Below are 15305 nucleotides of genomic sequence, written 5' to 3'. Positions count from 1 at the left end.
GCTCGCGCCGGTCAGCCCTGGTCGGCGGCGTACGAGACGAAACCGTTCCAGGCGTCGGGGGAGAGGGCGAGCTGGGGCCCCTGCTTGTCCTTGGAGTCCCGGACGTGGACGGTGCCGGGGCAGGCGGCGACTTCGACGCAGGAGTCGCCGTCGCCACCGCTGTAGCTGGACTTGTGCCAGGAGAGGGCTACTTCGACGCAATCGTCGCCGGATCCGCTGCTGTAGCTGCTCTTGAACCAGGCCAGTTCCGTGGTGCTCATGCCGCTCCTCGCATCCGCCGCAACAGGCTCACGGAGTCTTCAAGGGGGAGAGCCTGTGAACGCATCCTGGCATACCGCATCTTGAGAGTGCTGACCACTTTCGAGTCGGAGATGAACTGGCCACATTCCTGACCCTCCGAGTAACCGAACCACCTGTTGTCCGGCGTCTCCAGCAATCGCATAGGACCGTGCAAGCCCGCGTGGTTCTCCCGCACCTCCGGCATGACCTGAACCTCGATGTTCCTCAACTGGGCGAGGTCAAGCACGTGATCGATGAGCTCCAAGGTGACGTCCATTCCGCCCGTCCGGCGCAGGAACAGGTGCTCTTCGAGGATGAAGCTGTACGCCGTGTTCGGCCGCTCCCGCAGCAGCCGCTGCCGCTCCGTCCGTGCTGCGAGCTGTGCCTCGATCTGCTGGTCACCCAGAGGCGGAAGCTGGTTCACGAACAACGTCCGCGCGTACGCCTCGGTCTGCAACAGCCCCGGAATCAACCGGCATTCGTACGTATAGAGACTGATCGCCTGCGCCTCCAGCCGGGCCCACTGCCGAAACCAAGCCGCCAGCCCCGGCTGCCGCGACAGATGCCGCGCCGACCTCCGCAGTGCCCCGGTGTTCCCCAGCGCTTCCTCCGCCCGCTCCACGAACACCGGGTCGGCCATCCGCCGCCCCAACTCGATCGACTCCACGGTGTGCTTGGAGAACTGCACCAGCGGCGCGAACGCCTCCCGGCTGAGCCCGGCGTGCTCGCGCAGCGCCTGTACCACCGCCCCGAAGGTCTTCAAGCTGTCCGAGCACTCCGGCTCACCGCCGCCACCCGCACCGTCGTCATCGCCCACGCCGTCCACCATGCTCGGCCACCTCTCGCCCACGCCCCGCCGCCCACTCCCAACCTGCCCATGATTACAGCCGGTTACGGGCACCGGCCACCCCGCGTACCCGTACGCTGACGCAGCGTACGCGGCGATGGTCCTGTCGAAATTCGTTTCGTGTCTTGGGGAGGCCCTCCTACTGTGGCGCGGTGACGACGACTCAGATGATCATTCTCAATGGTGGTTCCAGCTCGGGGAAGTCCGGGATCGTGCGGTGCCTGCAAGCCGTACTGCCGGATCCCTGGCTGGCGTTCGGGGTCGATTCGTTCGTCGACGCGATGCCCGCGAAGATGCACGCGTCGGACGCGGGGATCGAGATCGCGGCGGACGGCCGAGTGAGCGTCGGGGCGGACTTCCGGGCGCTGGAGGCGGCCTGGATTGAAGGCATCGTGGCGATGGCCGGTGCAGGCGCCCGGGTCATCATCGACGACGTGTTCCTCGGCGGAGCGGCGTCCCAGCGGCGGTGGCAGAAGGCTCTTGGCGGACTGGCGGTGCTGTGGGTCGGCGTCAGGTGTGAGAGTGCGGTCGCCGCAGGTCGTGAGGTCGCACGAGGAGATCGGGTCCAGGGAATGGCCGCGTCGCAGGCAGATGTGGTTCACCAAGGGGTGATCTATGACCTGGAGGTCGACACGACGCGTACCGAATCCCTGGCGTGTGCGCGAACCATCGCCGCGCACGTCAGCTGATCGACGGATCAGCTCTCGGCCCCGCCGGGGCTACCGGTGAGCAGCACGGTTAGCCATGGAGCCAACAGACCGAGGGGCCGCGGGGGATGCGTGTCTCAGCAGAACAGGGAAGCAACCGGCCAGGCAGCGTGGTGGTCGGCGGCTCTCGCCGCAGTGATCGCTCTGTCGCTCGGAGACGGACGATACGACTGGCTCAGCTTCGCCTTGGGCATGGCGCTGGCACTGCAGATCGCTTCCTTCTATCGCCCGACACCCCCTGAGCCGTACAACAGGTTGGACCGCTCCACGGCGGCGGGAGGTTTCGGGGCCGTCAGCGGGCTGGTCGCCGCGATGATCCTCGCGTGGCCGGTCCAGATCGTCATCGGGACGCCACCCAGATGCCGCCACGGCGAAGCTGACCTGGACGACTGTGCCGGCGCCGCAGCCTATCCATGGCTGGGTGTGGTGTGGTGTGGCTGACGGTTGCTGTAGCGCTGTCCGGTTGGCACTGGGCAGAGGTGGTCCGCCGACCGGAATCACCGCCGACCTGATTACCGGGCCGTTACGGGACTGCGGGGCCCGCCCGTTCCGAGCCGGTGCTCAACGGCCGTATCTCGTGCTCACTGGCTATCTCAATCGCTGTGACTGAGCGCTTCAGTCGGCGGGAATCGCCAACTGAAGCGCTATCCGCGACGTCCTGACTGTCCGTTGCCACGGATGCGCGGCGGGGACCGTCACTGGCCAGTGCGATGCCGCTCCTCGAGGGGACTCCGGCGGGCGATGGCGGCACTCAGCCTTCGTCCGCACTGGACAGAGCCTCAGCGACCATGCGGGTAGCGAAGTCGGGGTCGTCGGTGAGGCGGTTGATGTGCTCCGCGAGCAGGAAGGTGGTGGCTTCCAGGGGCGTCAGCTCTTCCGCTGCCCAGTCTCCGTACTGTCTGCGCCACAGGCTGGGGCTCAAACCAGTGCCCGCTGCGACGAGTAGGCCGACCATGGTGGGGATGGCCTCGGGGCGGACACTCTTGGGCATCATGCGCATCGTGGCCACAAGGTTGGGCACCACGTACTCGATGACATCCTTGTCGTGGTCCTCGTAGACCGCCCGCAGCCATTGCATGAACATGTAAATGAGCGTGCACGCGCCGTCCAGCACGTCATCGGCGCCCGTGGGGCCCAGGGACGCGATGTACTGGTCGATCATCGCCTGTTGGTCGGGGTCGGTCTCGGTCTTGCCATCATGCATCTGTTTGAGCCGAGAGTCGATCATCATGAGCGCTGCGCCCACATCGCCGGCGGAAGCGTGCTGGGGGTCACAGGGTGATGGCACAGGTTTCCTCCTTATGTGACCGCGGCGGGCAGCGCGGCGTTCCGCACGGTAGACCGCCGATGAGGCACGCGTCTGGCGAATCCCAGCCCACTCGAGGCGACCTTGGGCGGGGACGCCTAAGTTCGCCGTCAAACGCCTCGATTGGATGACAGGGCGAACTCAGTCGCTGCCATCCAACTCAGTCGACGCCGCTGGCGTCGAGCTGGCTCACCAGCGGGAACAGCACGTCTGGGTGCGCGATGATCTGCGTGTGCAACTGGTCATTGATCTTGATCAGGCGATCGCAGTCATTTGGATCACTGGTGATTCGTCGTACAGAGGGGCTGGTTCAGGCCAGCCAGTACGGACCACGTCGCCGGGCATCCGCCGCTCGCTCTGCGCGCGTAGGTCACGCTTTTGCTCAGCTCCCGTGGGGGCCTCTGCAAGAGGCCACTTGGACAGGGAAAAGGCAACTTCGACAGGGCCTGCAGTCGGGGCTATCTTCTCCTGACATTCGGCGCCGCCCGCAGTCGCACAGGGGTTCCATCAGCCTGAGTCACCCGCAAGGGGATGAGTCGATCACGCCCACAGCTCCCCGCCCCACGCGCAGGCCACCGAATCGAGTCCACGCCCAGACAGCGAAAGCGTCAGGGACTTCCACACCAGGCCCCTCGGCCAGGGAGAGACGCATGCCTCATCTTGCTCTGTACACGTTCGGCGTCCTGAAGTCACCCCTCACCGATCCCGCACGTCTTACGCGGGAGTTCCACGAGAGCGGTGAGGCCGTCTACCGGGAGATCGGCCAGCACCCCGGATATATCGCTCGTGCTGAAGCGGCAGATCGCAGCCTGGGCGCACGGACGGATTTCGACTCGGACTGGGGTGAGTGGGGAGAGTTTGCTGTTCCGGCCTGGTACGGGAAAGGCCGCACTGTGGAAACCACCGCCCTGGCCGCGACCCTCTCGCTCTGGACCGACCTGCGAGCCGCCTTCGACTCCATCTACACCGGTCTGCACCGCGCGGCGCTCAACAGGCGTTACGACTGGTTCGAGAGGACAGAACACCCGGGTTACGTGTTTTGGTGGGTCACCGACGGCACGATACCCACCTGGCAGGACGGGGTTTCCAGGCTGGAACAGCTCCAAGACCACGGCTCCGCGCCGTACGCCTTCACCTTCCACCACTCCTTCGATCCGGACGGAACACCTAGCAGGCTCAAAGGCATCGGACCGAGGAGCGACTAGGTTCGCTGTCAAACGCCTCGATTGAATGACGACGGACAACCGCCGAACGTCGAGAACGCGCCCGCATTCGCAGTGTCCTCTCAAGATCGCAGCCTGACCCAACTGGCGACCGATGGGGCCTCAACGCCGCGCGTGGCGGATCTTCAGCCGTCCGAACCCCATGGTCCCGGAGATCCGGATCCTCGGCCCGCCGGGGCGGGAGCGCCGCCGGGTCTTGTAGAGCGTGTCTTTCCACCCGGTGTGCAGATCCTCGACGTCGACGATCGCGTCGCGAGGCACCGTGATCTTTGCCCTGCCGGTGCCGAGTTGCAGCTCGATGTCGACTACCGGATTCTCGATGACCGCCCGGGACAGGTCCAGGTGCACCCTTCCAAATGCGGACGCGACCTTGAGGATCCGAGGTACCCGCCATGCGCCGCGCCGCCGGATCCGTCCGCCAGCGGCGGCAATCGTGGACGTGGTGCCGGCATTCTTCTCCGGGAGCGAGGCCAGAGCCGACACGAGCTCGCTGTGCGTCTTGCCAGTGAGCACCTGGTGGAGGCGATCGTCCAGCTCCTCGTGCGGGATTTGCCCTTCGGCGTACGCCTCCGGCAGGCGCTGCACGGCCGTGTCGCGGTCGCGAACCTGTGCGGTCGAAGCACTAGCAGGTGCCACCCGCTGGCCAATGGCGTGACAGCGAGGACAGCTCCTGGGCGGGACGGGTCCTGCGCAGGTCTGGCGGCCCAGCCAGCACTGGTACACCACTGGCCCGGGTGCTCCGCAGGCCCGCGGCTCGGCGCCTTCGATGCGCGAAACGAGCGCCGGCCGTCCTGAGTGCATCGGCTGCCGCCGAAGAAGAAGCCCTACGGGTTGGACGCTTGGGTTGCGATGGCCGTGGCCCGGAACGGCAGTGCGGTGATCTTCACCAGTGATCCGGACGACCTGAAGTCGTACCTCGCAGTGCTGGAGCCACCAGATGTGCATGTCGTGGCCGTGTGAATTGTGAAGGGCGCCCCCCCGAGGGGGGGGCCCTTCACGGTTTCTGCAGTGGCCCGCGTTACTCGATGACGAGCTCGACCTCGATGTTGCCGCTGGTGGCCTTCGAGTACGGGCAGTAGGCGTGGGTCGCCTCGACCAGCTTGCGGCCCGTCTCGCCCGCCAGGGCGTCCGGGAGCTCCACGCGCATCACGACCGCGAGCCCGAAGCCCGTGTCGTCCTTGCCGATGGAGACCTCGGCGGTCACTGAGACGTCCTTGGTGTCGACCTTCATCTGGCGCGCCACCTGGCCCATCGCGCTGGCGAAGCAAGCGGCGTACCCGGCGGCGAAGAGCTGCTCGGGGTTGGTGCCCTGGCCGTTGCCGCCGAGGGCCGGGGGCATGGCGAGGGCGAGGTCGATCTGACCGTCGGAGCTCACGGTGCGGCCCTCGCGGCCATTGGCGGTGGCGACAGCGGTGTACAGCGCGTTCATGGGTTCTCCTCGTTCGTCAGCGGGAGGCTTAAGAGTTGCACATCATTAAATTGTGCACAACCTAATGATGGGCGACGGGTTACTCTGGACCCATGACGCCCGCCCCCACCACCGGCCCGGTCCTCCCCGCAGTCCCCGATGCGGAGCTGCTCCGCCTCGATCACCAGGTCTGCTTCTCGCTGCACGCGGCCTCGCGCGCCTTCGGCGGCGTCTACCGCGACGCGCTCAAGGACCTCGGCCTCACGTACCCCCAGTACCTGGCCATGCTCGTGCTCTGGGAGCACGGCCCGCAGCCCGTCAAGGCGATCGGCGAGCAGCTGCGGCTCGACTCCGGCACGCTCTCTCCGCTGCTCAAGCGGCTGGAGACGGCCGGCCTGGTACGACGCGAGCGCAGCGCCGCCGACGAACGCTCCGTAACGGTGCGGCTGACAGAAGCGGGCGCGGAAATGCGTGAGCGCGCGCTGCCGGTGCCGCGCAGGATTCTGGCCGCGACGGGCCTATCGCTCGAGGAAATCCTCGGTCTCCAAGGACTCCTGCGTCGCTTGACGGGTGCACTGGACAAGGCTCCTGACCGGGGGAGCGGGGCCGTCGAATAATCCCGTGCCGTGCCGTCGGTGGAGGTGCAGACTCACTCCCATGGCGGACATGCGGGCGTTCCGGGACGAGCTGAGTGGCTGGGCGGCCGGCGGTCCAGGCGGGCCGGCGAGTGATCTGGCTGTGCGACTGGGGGTGCGGACGGCGGTGCTGCTGGAAGGGCCGAGCGACCTCGCTGCCGTTGAGGCGCTGGCCGCTCGGCGTGGCCGGGACCTGGCCGCCGAGGGGGTGTGTGTCGTGCAGATGGGCGGGGCGATGAGCGTCGGCCGCTACGCCGGCCTCCTCGGGCCGCCCGGCCTTGGCCTGCGCCTGGCCGGGCTGTGCGACGAGGGCGAGCAGCGCTTCTACGACCGGGGCCTGGAGCGGGCACGGGCGCCGCGCCGGGGCTTCTTCGTGTGCGGACGGACCTGGAGGACGAGCTCATCCGCGCGCTGGGCACGGCAAGGGTCGAGGAGATCGTCCGGGCCGAGGGCGACTTCCGTGCCTGGCAGACCTTCCTGCACCAGCCCGCACACCACGGCCGGCCCCGGCAGCAGCAGTTGCGGCGTTTCCTCGGTACGAAGAAAGGCCGCAAGATCCGCTACGGCCGCCTCCTCGTCGAGGCCCTCGATCCCGACCAGGCACCGGCTCCGCTCGACAACCTCCTCACGAGCCTGTGACGTGGTCGTTAATACCGCCCTCAGATCGGAGATCCCGAAACGTGACTTCTCACCTGCACGCCCTCTGCTTCGATGCGAACGACCCGCTCCTTCTCGCGCGCTTCTGGGCCGGCGTCCTGGGATGGGAGATGGCCGACGACTCCGACGACGGCATCGCGCTCCTGCCCACCGATGACACCGGGTTCCGGATCCGATTTCTTCCGACCCAGGAGCAGAAGACGGGCCAGAACCAGATGCACTTCGATCTGACGAGCACGTCCCTCGAGGACCAGCAGCAGGTGGTGGCGCGGTCACTCGCACTCGGCGCCCGGCACATCGACATCGGTCAACGCCCGGAGGACGGTCATGTGGTGCTCGCCGACCCCGAAGGCAACGAGTTCTGCGTCATCGAGCCGGGCAACAAGTTCCTTGCCGACTGCGGATTCATCGGAGCGCTCGCGTGCGACGGTTCCCAGGACGTCGGGTACTTCTGGAGCCAGGCGCTGGGCTGGCCGTTGGTCTGGGACCAGGACCAGGAGACCGCGATCCGCTCGCCGCGCGGCGGTCCGAAGGTCACGTGGGGCGGCCCGCCACTGATGCCGAAGACCGGGAAGAACCGGCTGCATTTCGACCTCGCTCCACCTGCCCACGGTGATCAGCAAGCGGAGGTGGACCGTCTCGTCTCCCTCGGGGCGACGCGAATCGACATCGGCGGCCAGGGCGAGGTCAGCTGGGTGGTGATGGCCGATCCCGATGGCCATGAGTTCTGTGTGTTGACCCCCCGATAAAGCGACCGCGTTGCGGAAAACGAACGGCGGTCAGCCGGCCACCGCCTCGATGAGCGAGTACGGTGCGGCCTCCGTGAGCGGGGTGACCGAGGTGATGGACAGGCCCGCGCGGTGGCACACGTCCTCGAAGTCCTTGCGGGTGCGCTCTCTGCCGCCCATGTTCACCAGCATGTTGAGGTCGCTCAAATAGGTGACTCCGCCGTCGGTGACGTCGGCCTCGGCGTCGGTGTCGACGACTTCGGGAAGCACGGGCTCCACGATCAGGATGAGACCGCCGGGTGGCAGCACCTCGCGGCAGTGGCTCAGGATCGTGACCGCCTGGTCGTCCGTCCAGTCGTGCAGGATGCTCTTCATCAGGTAGAGGTCCGAGCCCTCGGGGACCGAACGGAAGAAATCCCCGGCAATCAGAGAGCAGCGCCCCTTCAGCCCGTGCCGCTCCAGCGTCTTCGGCGCCTCGGCCAGGCCCTGCGCCGTGTCGAAGACCACGCCGGTGAGGCCCGGATGCGCGTCGAGTACACCGGCCAGGAGAGTTCCGTCGCCTCCACCGACGTCCGTGACCGTGGTGAACCGGCCGAAGTCATAGGCGAACGGCAGCGCGGCGGCGGTCTCCGAGACGGCTTGGCTCATCGCCGCGTTGAACTCCGCCGACAGCTCGGGGTGCTGGGCGAGGTGGCTGAAGAAGTCTGTGCCGAAGACGGCGTCGAACGCGATCTCGCCGGTACGGACACTGTCGTCCAGGTGCTCCCAGGCGCGTACGATCGCCGGCTCGGTGAACATCCGCACGAACGACGTGAGCGAGTCGGGGCGGCCGGGGTCGAGGAGAGCGCCCGCGGGGGTCACCGAGAAGGAATCGGGAGCCGCTTCCTTCAGCAGGCCGAGGCCGGCCAGCGCGCGCAGCAGCCGCGTCATGGGCCCGTGTTCGGCCCCGGCGTCGGCGGCCACCTCGGCGGCCCGGCGTGGCGTATCGCCGACCAGCTCCACCACCCCCAACCGGACCGCCGCGCGCAGGGTTTGCGCGGCCATGCTCCCGAACGCGAGCCGTACGATCAGATCGCGGTCGGCCATGCCTGCTTCTCGGACATCGGTGTTCGCCACAGGTGCTTACCTTCCTTCGTGTGGTGGTGGTACGTGCGGAACCGGTGCGGGCACGGGTCAGCGGGCGGACGCAGCCCTGCCGGCCAGGGCGCCCGGCGTACACCCGGCGAGGGCCAGTACGTCGCGATGGAGATGGGGCTGGTCGGCGTATCCGCACGCCAGGGCGACGTCGCCGGCGCTCTCGCCCGCGCGAAGTGCCCGGGCGGCGTGGTCGAAGCGGACCAGCATGGCGGCACGCTTGGGCGTGAGGCCGATCTGGGCACTGAACCTGGACCACAGCCGCTTGCGGCTCCATCCGCAGGACGCGGCGAGGTCACCGACCCGTATCCGGCCTCGACGGGCCACGATGGTGTCCCAGGCGGCGGCGACCTCGGGCGACATCGACGGTGCCCCCGCAGCCCGCTTCTTGAGGAACTCGTCCACCAGCGTGAGGCGTTCCTGCCACGTCGTGGCGTCCGTCAACTGCTCGCGGAGACGTCGCTCGTGCTGCCCCCACAGGTCCCCAAGACCGGTGACGGACCCGTACAGCTCGCGCGGCGAGACACCCAGCAGCGCATAGGCGGCCCGGGGTGACAAGCACACTTCGACACACTCGACGCGCTCGCCGCGGATGCGGGCCCGACCGGGCGACAACGAGGCGACGAGGCTGCTCATGGGCTGGTGCCCCGTGGCACTCTCCACCGTGACCGGGTCGGCCCCGAACCCGATGACGACGATCACGGCAGGCTGGGGGATCACCCGCATATCCAGCCCGGCGGCGACGCGGTCACGGAATCCGGCCATCCGGACGCCGTCGAGGGATGTGCCGCCGAGGGGACGGGCGACCTCCCAGCCGTCCTCGGCATCGGGATCCAAGCGGGTGGTGGGCGTGGGGGCGGCCCCCACTTCGTGGCTGTGCATGCCTCTACCGTCGCCGACTTCAGCGGTCCTGTCTTGGACGAAAGTTCCGCGGGCGGCCCAGTTCCTCGCGGAAGAGGGTGAGGACGTTGTCGCCGAGGATCTTGCGGACGGTTTTCTCCGGCAGGCCCCGGGCCAGCAGTGCCTCGGTGAGCAAGGGCAGGCCGCGGGGGCCCTCGATGCCCGGGAGGGACCACGGGAAGCCGTAGTCGGGCTCGCAGCAGGGTGGGGTGATGTCGCCGATCACCTCCTGGATGAAGTCCGGGCCCAGACCCACGTGGTCGGCGCCGGCGACCTCGGTGATGTGCCGGACGTGTTCGGTCAGGCGGTCCAGGGTGCACTCGGCCGGGTCGTCGGCCAGGAACTCCGGGAGGAAGTTCACGCACACCGTGCCGCCGGTCGCGGCGATGCCCCGGATCTGGGCGTCGGTGAGGTTGCGGTGGTGGTCGCGCAGCGCGCGGGCCGAGGAGTGGGTGGCGAGGAGGGGGCGGGTGGCCAGCTCGAGTACGTGGGCGACGCCGGACGCACTCAGGTGCGATACGTCGAAGAGGATGCCCAGGCGTTCCATCTCGGCCAGGGCCTCGACACCCGCTGCGGTGAGGCGGCTTCCGGTGGCGTCCTCGCCGCTGCCGTCGGCCAGCGGCGTACGGCCCCAGTGGGCTATGGAGGCGATACGTACGCCAAGGCGGAAGAGAGTGGGGACGAGTTCTACGTTCGCGTCTATGCCAGGGGCGCTCTCCAGGGCCAGGACCAGGGCGATCCGCCCCGCCGCCAGCGCCGCGTCGATGTCGGCGCCGTCCAGGCACAGCCGTACCTCGTCGGCGTTGCCCTCGGCCAGCGTGTGCGCGCACTCGATCATGCGCAGGGTCTCGCGGAGCGCGCCTTCCGGGCGGAACTGGTCCTCGATGAAGACCGGCAGCACCTGGAGGTTCACGCCGCCGTCGCGCAGCTGCGGAAGCCATTGTTCGCGGAAGAAGCTTGCCCAGCGGCGGGGCGGGCGGGCGGTGACGGCGATGAGCAGGTCGTTGTGGGTGTCGGCCACGACGGCCTCGTGGTGCAGTTCGGGAGAGGGCATGTGGCCGGATGCTACGTGGGGGGCGGCGTGTCCTGCGGAGCTTTTCCCCTACCCGCCCCTTCCCCGAACTGGGGCGCTGCCCCAGACCCCGCTCCTCAAACGCCGGAGGGGCTGAGAGTGGCCGATGCGCGGCAGATCCAGTCCGTCCGGCGTTTGAGGCTCCACAGGGCCCACCCCGCCCTAGACGCCCCGCGCCAGACGCAGCGTCAGGATCTGGAAGGGGCGCAGGGTCAGTTCCAGGGAGCCCTGCCGGGTCAGTTCGTACGTCGGCGAGTCCGCCAGGGGCCGTTCCAGCAGGTCCGTCTCCGTCGCCGAGATGACCGGGAAGCCGGTCGTGAGCGTCGCCGACGCCCGGCCTCCCGCCGCCTCGTACAGCCGCACGATCACATCGCCGCCGCGGTCCTCCGCCAGCTTCACCGCCTCCACCACGACGCGGTCGTCGTCCGACGTGAGCAGCGGTTCGACAGCGGTGCCGGCGCCCCTGACCGTACGCTCCGGAAGGTTGATCCGGTGCCCTTCGCGCACCGCGTCCACGACCGTCGCCCCCGGCGCCAGCGCGAAACGCAGGCGGTGGGTGCCCTGGTCGGTGGCGGGGTCCGGGTAGCGCGGGGCGCGGAGGAGGGAGAGGCGTACGGTCGTGGTCTGGCCGCCGTCCTGCCGGCGTACGGCGCGTGTCACATCATGGCCGTACGTCGAGTCGTTCACGATCGCCGCACCCCAGCCCGGCTCCTCCACCTGGATCCAGCGGTGCGCGCAGATCTCGAACTTCGCCGCCTCCCACGACGTGTTGGTGTGCGTGGCGCGGAAGACATGCCCGAACTGGGTCTCGGCAGCCGAACGGTCCGCCTTCACATCGAGCGGGAAGGCCGCCTTCAGGAACTTCTCCGTCTCGTGCCAGTCCACCTCCGTCTCGATGTCCAGGACCTTCGCGCCCGAGAGGAGGGTGAGGCGTTGCACGGCTGTTGAGCCGTTGCCGAAGGAGCGCGAGACCGTCACCACCGCCCGGTCCTCCGTCGACTCGGTCAGGGCGATGCTGTCGACATCCACCAGGTCCGTCACGTTGTGGCGGTAGAACTCGTCCACGTCCCACGCGTCCCACATGTTCGGGAAGTCCGGGTGGATCTGCAGGAGGTTGGCCGCCCCGCCCGGCGCCACCGCCTCCCGCCGGGCCCCGACGTCGTACGCCGAGATCACCAGGCCGCGCCCGTCGACGACGATCCGCAGCAGGCCGTTGGCGAGTTCGTAGCCGCCGGACTCGTGGCTTACGGCGGTGACGGGGGCAGCGGCGGAAGGCGGAGCCACCGCCGCTCCGCCCGCCGGGATCGAACGACGGGCGTGCGGCGCCGCGTTGAAGGTCACCTCCGCCGAACCCTCGCCCGCCAGCGCCCCCTGCGCCGCCGCCGTGATCGCCTCCAGCTCCACCCGCACCCGCGCGTACGTCTCCCGCGCCTCCCGGTGCACCCACGCGATCGACGAGCCCGGCAGGATGTCGTGGAACTGGTGCAGCAGGACCGTCTTCCAGATCCGCTCCAGGTCCTCGTACGGGTAGGAGTAGCCGGCCACGCGCACCGCCGCCGTCGCCGCCCACAGCTCCGCCTCCCGCAGCAGCGACTCGCTGTGCCGGTTGCCCTGCTTGGTCTTCGCCTGCGAGGTGTACGTGCCGCGGTGCAGCTCCAGATACAGCTCGCCCGCCCACACCGGCGCGTCCGGATACTCGGCCTCCGCCTTCGCGAAAAAGGCGGACGGTTTCTCGACCGTCACCCTCGCAGAGCCCTCCAGGTCCCGCAGGCGCTCCGCCCGCGCCAGCATCTCCCGCGTGGGGCCTCCACCGCCGTCGCCCCACCCGAAGGGGGCAAGGGAGCGCGAAGCCCGCCCCTTCTCCCGGTAGTTGCGGGCCGCGTGCGCCAGCTGGGCGCCGCCGAGGTCGGAGTTGTACGTATCGACCGGCGGGAAGTGCGTGAAGACGCGCGTGCCGTCGATGCCCTCCCACCAGAAGGTGTGGTGCGGGAACTTGTTGGACTGGCTCCACGAGATCTTCTGCGTCAGGAACCACTGCGAGCCCGACAACTTGACGAGCTGCGGCATCGCCGCCGTGTAGCCGAAGGAGTCCGGCAGCCAGACCTCTTTCGTCTCGATGCCGAATTCGTCCAGGAAGAACTTCTTCCCGTACAAGAACTGACGGGCCATCGCCTCCCCGCCCACCATGTTCGTGTCCGACTCCACCCACATCCCGCCGACGGGTACGAACTGCCCGTCCTCGATCTTCTTCTTCACCTTCGCGAACACTTCCGGCCGGTGTTCCTTGATCCACGCGAGCTGTTGCGCCTGCGACATCGCGAAGACGAAGTCGGGGTAGCTGTCCATCAGGGCGACCATGTTGGCGGAGGTACGCGCCACCTTCCGCACCGTCTCGCGCAGCGGCCACAGCCACGCCGAGTCGATGTGCGCGTGCCCGACCGCGCTGATGCGGTGCGCGGACGCGTTCGCGGGGGAGGCGAGGACCCCGGCCAGCTCCGCGCGGGCGCGGGCGGCCGTACCGGCGATGCCGGCCAGGTCGACGGCGTCCAGGGCACGCTCGACCGCCCGCAGGATCTCCCAGCGGCGCGCGTCGTCTGCCGCGAGCTCGGTCATCAGCGAGCCCAGCACCTCCAGGTCCTGGACCAGCTCCCACACCTCGGCCTCGAAGACCACCAGGTCCATCCGCGCGACGCGGTACAGCGGATCGGCGGAGGAGGTCAGCCTGTCTCCCTCGTACGTCGGCGTATGGCCCGCCAGCACCGGATTGGAAGCGGCCTCGACGTACAGCAGCACCTCCTCGCCGCCCTCGGCCGGGTCACCGATCCGCACCCAGTCGTTAAACGGATTGAGGGCTTTCACGGCCTCCCCGTCGGGGCGGTAGACCAGGCCCTCGCACTGGAAGCCCGGCATCTGCCGGTCGAAGCCGAGGTCGATGACGGCCTCGACGGTACGGCCCCGCCAATCGGCCGGCACCCGCCCCGTGACCCTGAACCACGTGGTGCCCCACGCCGGGCCCCATGCCTGCCCCGCCGCAGCCGGCTCGTACACGGCGGACAGGCCCTCCGCCACCGGGACCGGCTCGCCCGGGGCCTCCCACTTCCCGATGGTCATCGGCAGCGGCCGGGAGCGGACGGCGGGCTTGATGCGCTCGGTGAGGACGCGGCGCAGGCGGTGTTCCACGATGCTTCGGTCGTCATGCATGAGTGACTCCGATGGTGTGGGGCACGGCGGGACGGCACGGCGGCGTGCTTCCTCTGTGCCCTCAGGCCGGCTGGAGCAGGTCCCAGCGGTTGCCGTACAGGTCCTCGAAGACGGCGACCGAACCGTACGGCTCATGGCGCGGCTCCTCCAGGAAGCGGACGCCCGCGGCCGTCATCCGGGCGTGGTCGCGCGCGAAATCCCCGGTGTGCAGGAAGAAGCCGACGCGCCCGCCCGTCTGCCCGCCCACGCGCGCGAGCTGCGCGTCGTCCTTCGCGCGGGCCAGCAGCAGGCCCGCACCCGCGTCCGTGGACCCGGGCGGGCGGACCACGACCCAGCGGGAGCCGTCGCCCCGGTCGGTGTCCTCGGCCAGCTCGAAGCCGAGGGCGCCGGTGTAGAAGGCGATGGCGTCGTCGTAGTCGCGGACGACGAGGGTGACGAGGGCGATGTGCGGCATGGGTTTCTTCCTTCCCCACCCCGCCCCTTCCCGAACGGGATGAATTCGCGCGCCGAGCGGCACCATGGCTCCATGGAACCGCGCCACCTCGTCGACCGCGCCCGCCGCCTGATCGCCCCCGGACGCCGCCGCGTCCTCGGTATCGCCGGCGCGCCCGGCGCCGGCAAGTCCACCCTCGCCGCGCACCTCGTCGACCGCCTCGACGGACTCGCCGTACTCGTCCCCATGGACGGCTTCCACCTTGCCGGCGCCGAGCTGGAGCGCCTCGGGCGTACGGGCAGGAAGGGCGCCCCGGACACCTTCGACGCCGCCGGATACGCCGCCCTCCTCGCGCGCCTGCGCTCCCCCGAGACGCCGGACACCGTCGTCTACGCGCCCGCCTTCGACCGGGCGGTCGAGGAACCCGTGGCGGGCAGCATCGCCGTACCCGGTCCCCACGACGTACCGCTCGTCGTCACCGAGGGGAACTACCTGCTTCTCGACGAGGGGCCCTGGGCGTCGGTTCGGGACCTGCTCGACGAGGCGTGGTTCCTGGAGGCCGACCAGGAGGAGCGGGTACGTCGCCTCGTCGACCGGCACGAGAGGTTCGGCAAGTCCCGCCCGGCCGCCGAACGCTTCGTCCACGCGTCGGACGAGGCCAACGCCCGCCTCGTCGCGGGGTGCCGGCACCGCGCCGACCTCGTCGTCGCTTTCGCCCTGGGCGCAACCCCCCCATCGCCTGGCGAGGACACCGCGCGCCCGGCAGGATGAGGCC

Annotated in this window: 17 protein-coding genes and 1 pseudogene; 8 read left to right on the top strand and 10 right to left on the bottom strand. The window is 69.1% G+C overall.

The features are described 5' to 3' along the window. Positions 1 to 11: 11 nt before the first annotated feature. Both ABZX79_RS01170 and ABZX79_RS01165 read right to left on the bottom strand, forming a co-directional pair. Positions 12 to 260 (bottom strand): DUF397 domain-containing protein, encoded by a 249-nt coding sequence (locus ABZX79_RS01170; protein ID WP_355249751.1) that lies wholly within the window; start codon positions 258 to 260, stop codon positions 12 to 14. Next, positions 257 to 1108 (bottom strand): helix-turn-helix transcriptional regulator, encoded by an 852-nt coding sequence (locus tag ABZX79_RS01165; protein WP_355249750.1) that lies wholly within the window; start codon positions 1106 to 1108, stop codon positions 257 to 259. The genes ABZX79_RS01170 and ABZX79_RS01165 overlap by 4 nt, the downstream gene beginning before the upstream one ends. Before the next feature lie 185 nt (positions 1109 to 1293). Between ABZX79_RS01165 and cpt the strand changes: the two genes are divergently transcribed. Together cpt and ABZX79_RS01155 are read left to right on the top strand one after the other, a co-directional pair. Next, the gene (cpt, locus tag ABZX79_RS01160; RefSeq protein WP_355250060.1) at positions 1294 to 1815 is read left to right on the top strand and encodes a chloramphenicol phosphotransferase CPT; all 522 of its coding nucleotides are present in this window, start codon (positions 1294 to 1296) and stop codon (positions 1813 to 1815) included. 90 nt (positions 1816 to 1905) lie between these two features. Next, positions 1906 to 2274, top strand: a complete 369-nt coding sequence (locus ABZX79_RS01155; RefSeq protein WP_355249749.1) for a hypothetical protein — start codon at positions 1906 to 1908, stop codon at positions 2272 to 2274. 310 nt (positions 2275 to 2584) lie between these two features. Here the strand turns inward: ABZX79_RS01155 and ABZX79_RS01150 are convergent, their stop codons facing one another. Next, positions 2585 to 3121: a hypothetical protein gene (locus tag ABZX79_RS01150; RefSeq protein WP_355249747.1), complete on the bottom strand. Its 537-nt coding sequence runs from the start codon at positions 3119 to 3121 to the stop codon at positions 2585 to 2587. A 668-nt stretch (positions 3122 to 3789) separates the two neighbouring features. On the opposite strand from ABZX79_RS01150, the gene ABZX79_RS01145 reads away from it, so the two are divergent. Further along, positions 3790 to 4344, top strand: coding sequence for a DUF3291 domain-containing protein (locus ABZX79_RS01145; RefSeq protein ID WP_355249745.1), 555 nt, complete (start codon positions 3790 to 3792; stop codon positions 4342 to 4344). 120 nt (positions 4345 to 4464) lie between these two features. On the opposite strand, the gene ABZX79_RS01140 is transcribed toward ABZX79_RS01145, so the two are convergent. Beyond that, entirely contained in the window at positions 4465 to 4998 is a 534-nt protein-coding gene (locus ABZX79_RS01140; RefSeq protein ID WP_355249743.1) for a DUF1707 domain-containing protein, read from the bottom strand. A gap of 195 nt (positions 4999 to 5193) precedes the next feature. On the opposite strand from ABZX79_RS01140, the gene ABZX79_RS01135 reads away from it, so the two are divergent. After that, positions 5194 to 5322, top strand: coding sequence for a hypothetical protein (locus ABZX79_RS01135; protein ID WP_355249741.1), 129 nt, complete (start codon positions 5194 to 5196; stop codon positions 5320 to 5322). Between the two features lie 58 nt (positions 5323 to 5380). Here ABZX79_RS01135 and ABZX79_RS01130 read toward each other — a convergent pair whose 3' ends face one another. Next, positions 5381 to 5791: an organic hydroperoxide resistance protein gene (locus tag ABZX79_RS01130; RefSeq protein WP_355249739.1), complete on the bottom strand. Its 411-nt coding sequence runs from the start codon at positions 5789 to 5791 to the stop codon at positions 5381 to 5383. 92 nt (positions 5792 to 5883) lie between these two features. Between ABZX79_RS01130 and ABZX79_RS01125 the strand changes: the two genes are divergently transcribed. From ABZX79_RS01125 to ABZX79_RS01115, 3 genes and pseudogenes are all read left to right on the top strand, one after another. Beyond that, positions 5884 to 6387, top strand: a complete 504-nt coding sequence (locus tag ABZX79_RS01125; protein ID WP_355249737.1) for a MarR family transcriptional regulator — start codon at positions 5884 to 5886, stop codon at positions 6385 to 6387. Positions 6388 to 6427: 40 nt separating this feature from the next. Then, positions 6428 to 7044: pseudogene (locus ABZX79_RS01120) on the top strand (TOPRIM nucleotidyl transferase/hydrolase domain-containing protein). A gap of 41 nt (positions 7045 to 7085) precedes the next feature. Then, positions 7086 to 7811: a VOC family protein gene (locus ABZX79_RS01115; protein WP_355249735.1), complete on the top strand. Its 726-nt coding sequence runs from the start codon at positions 7086 to 7088 to the stop codon at positions 7809 to 7811. A 30-nt stretch (positions 7812 to 7841) separates the two neighbouring features. Here ABZX79_RS01115 and ABZX79_RS01110 read toward each other — a convergent pair whose 3' ends face one another. The 5 genes from ABZX79_RS01110 to ABZX79_RS01090 all read right to left on the bottom strand — a co-directional run bounded on the left by ABZX79_RS01110 (position 7842) and on the right by ABZX79_RS01090 (position 14551). After that, on the bottom strand, positions 7842 to 8906 hold the full coding sequence (locus ABZX79_RS01110; protein ID WP_355249733.1) for a methyltransferase: 1065 nt from the start codon (positions 8904 to 8906) through the stop codon (positions 7842 to 7844). A gap of 57 nt (positions 8907 to 8963) precedes the next feature. Next, positions 8964 to 9806: a helix-turn-helix transcriptional regulator gene (locus tag ABZX79_RS01105; RefSeq protein ID WP_355249731.1), complete on the bottom strand. Its 843-nt coding sequence runs from the start codon at positions 9804 to 9806 to the stop codon at positions 8964 to 8966. Between the two features lie 19 nt (positions 9807 to 9825). After that, complete coding sequence (locus ABZX79_RS01100; RefSeq protein WP_355249729.1) at positions 9826 to 10878, bottom strand: membrane dipeptidase; 1053 nt, start codon at positions 10876 to 10878, stop codon at positions 9826 to 9828. Between the two features lie 180 nt (positions 10879 to 11058). Beyond that, positions 11059 to 14097 (bottom strand): glycoside hydrolase family 38 C-terminal domain-containing protein, encoded by a 3039-nt coding sequence (locus tag ABZX79_RS01095; protein WP_355249728.1) that lies wholly within the window; start codon positions 14095 to 14097, stop codon positions 11059 to 11061. A gap of 61 nt (positions 14098 to 14158) precedes the next feature. After that, complete coding sequence (locus ABZX79_RS01090) at positions 14159 to 14551, bottom strand: VOC family protein (protein ID WP_355249727.1); 393 nt, start codon at positions 14549 to 14551, stop codon at positions 14159 to 14161. Between the two features lie 39 nt (positions 14552 to 14590). On the opposite strand from ABZX79_RS01090, the gene ABZX79_RS01085 reads away from it, so the two are divergent. Beyond that, entirely contained in the window at positions 14591 to 15301 is a 711-nt protein-coding gene (locus ABZX79_RS01085; RefSeq protein WP_355249726.1) for a nucleoside/nucleotide kinase family protein, read from the top strand. Positions 15302 to 15305: the final 4 nt, after the last annotated feature.

The organism is Streptomyces sp. NPDC002994, assembly GCF_040611155.1.
GTDB lineage: Bacteria > Actinomycetota > Actinomycetes > Streptomycetales > Streptomycetaceae > Streptomyces.
The sequence above is the reverse complement of the archived record's forward strand: the minus strand, read 5'-3'. Positions and strand labels throughout refer to the sequence as shown.

What these genes read in the sequence shown, in the direction of transcription:
- ABZX79_RS01170 (WP_355249751.1), bottom strand. Translation starts at nt 260, where the DNA reads ATGAGCACCACGGAACTGGCCTGGTTCAAGAGCAGCTACAGCAGCGGA.
- ABZX79_RS01165 (WP_355249750.1), bottom strand. Translation starts at nt 1,108, where the DNA reads ATGGTGGACGGCGTGGGCGATGACGACGGTGCGGGTGGCGGCGGTGAG.
- cpt (WP_355250060.1), top strand. Translation starts at nt 1,294, where the DNA reads ATGATCATTCTCAATGGTGGTTCCAGCTCGGGGAAGTCCGGGATCGTG.
- ABZX79_RS01145 (WP_355249745.1), top strand. Translation starts at nt 3,790, where the DNA reads ATGCCTCATCTTGCTCTGTACACGTTCGGCGTCCTGAAGTCACCCCTC.
- ABZX79_RS01130 (WP_355249739.1), bottom strand. Translation starts at nt 5,791, where the DNA reads ATGAACGCGCTGTACACCGCTGTCGCCACCGCCAATGGCCGCGAGGGC.
- ABZX79_RS01125 (WP_355249737.1), top strand. Translation starts at nt 5,884, where the DNA reads ATGACGCCCGCCCCCACCACCGGCCCGGTCCTCCCCGCAGTCCCCGAT.
- ABZX79_RS01105 (WP_355249731.1), bottom strand. Translation starts at nt 9,806, where the DNA reads ATGCACAGCCACGAAGTGGGGGCCGCCCCCACGCCCACCACCCGCTTG.
- ABZX79_RS01100 (WP_355249729.1), bottom strand. Translation starts at nt 10,878, where the DNA reads ATGCCCTCTCCCGAACTGCACCACGAGGCCGTCGTGGCCGACACCCAC.
- ABZX79_RS01095 (WP_355249728.1), bottom strand. Translation starts at nt 14,097, where the DNA reads ATGCATGACGACCGAAGCATCGTGGAACACCGCCTGCGCCGCGTCCTC.
- ABZX79_RS01090 (WP_355249727.1), bottom strand. Translation starts at nt 14,551, where the DNA reads ATGCCGCACATCGCCCTCGTCACCCTCGTCGTCCGCGACTACGACGAC.
- ABZX79_RS01085 (WP_355249726.1), top strand. Translation starts at nt 14,591, where the DNA reads ATGAATTCGCGCGCCGAGCGGCACCATGGCTCCATGGAACCGCGCCAC.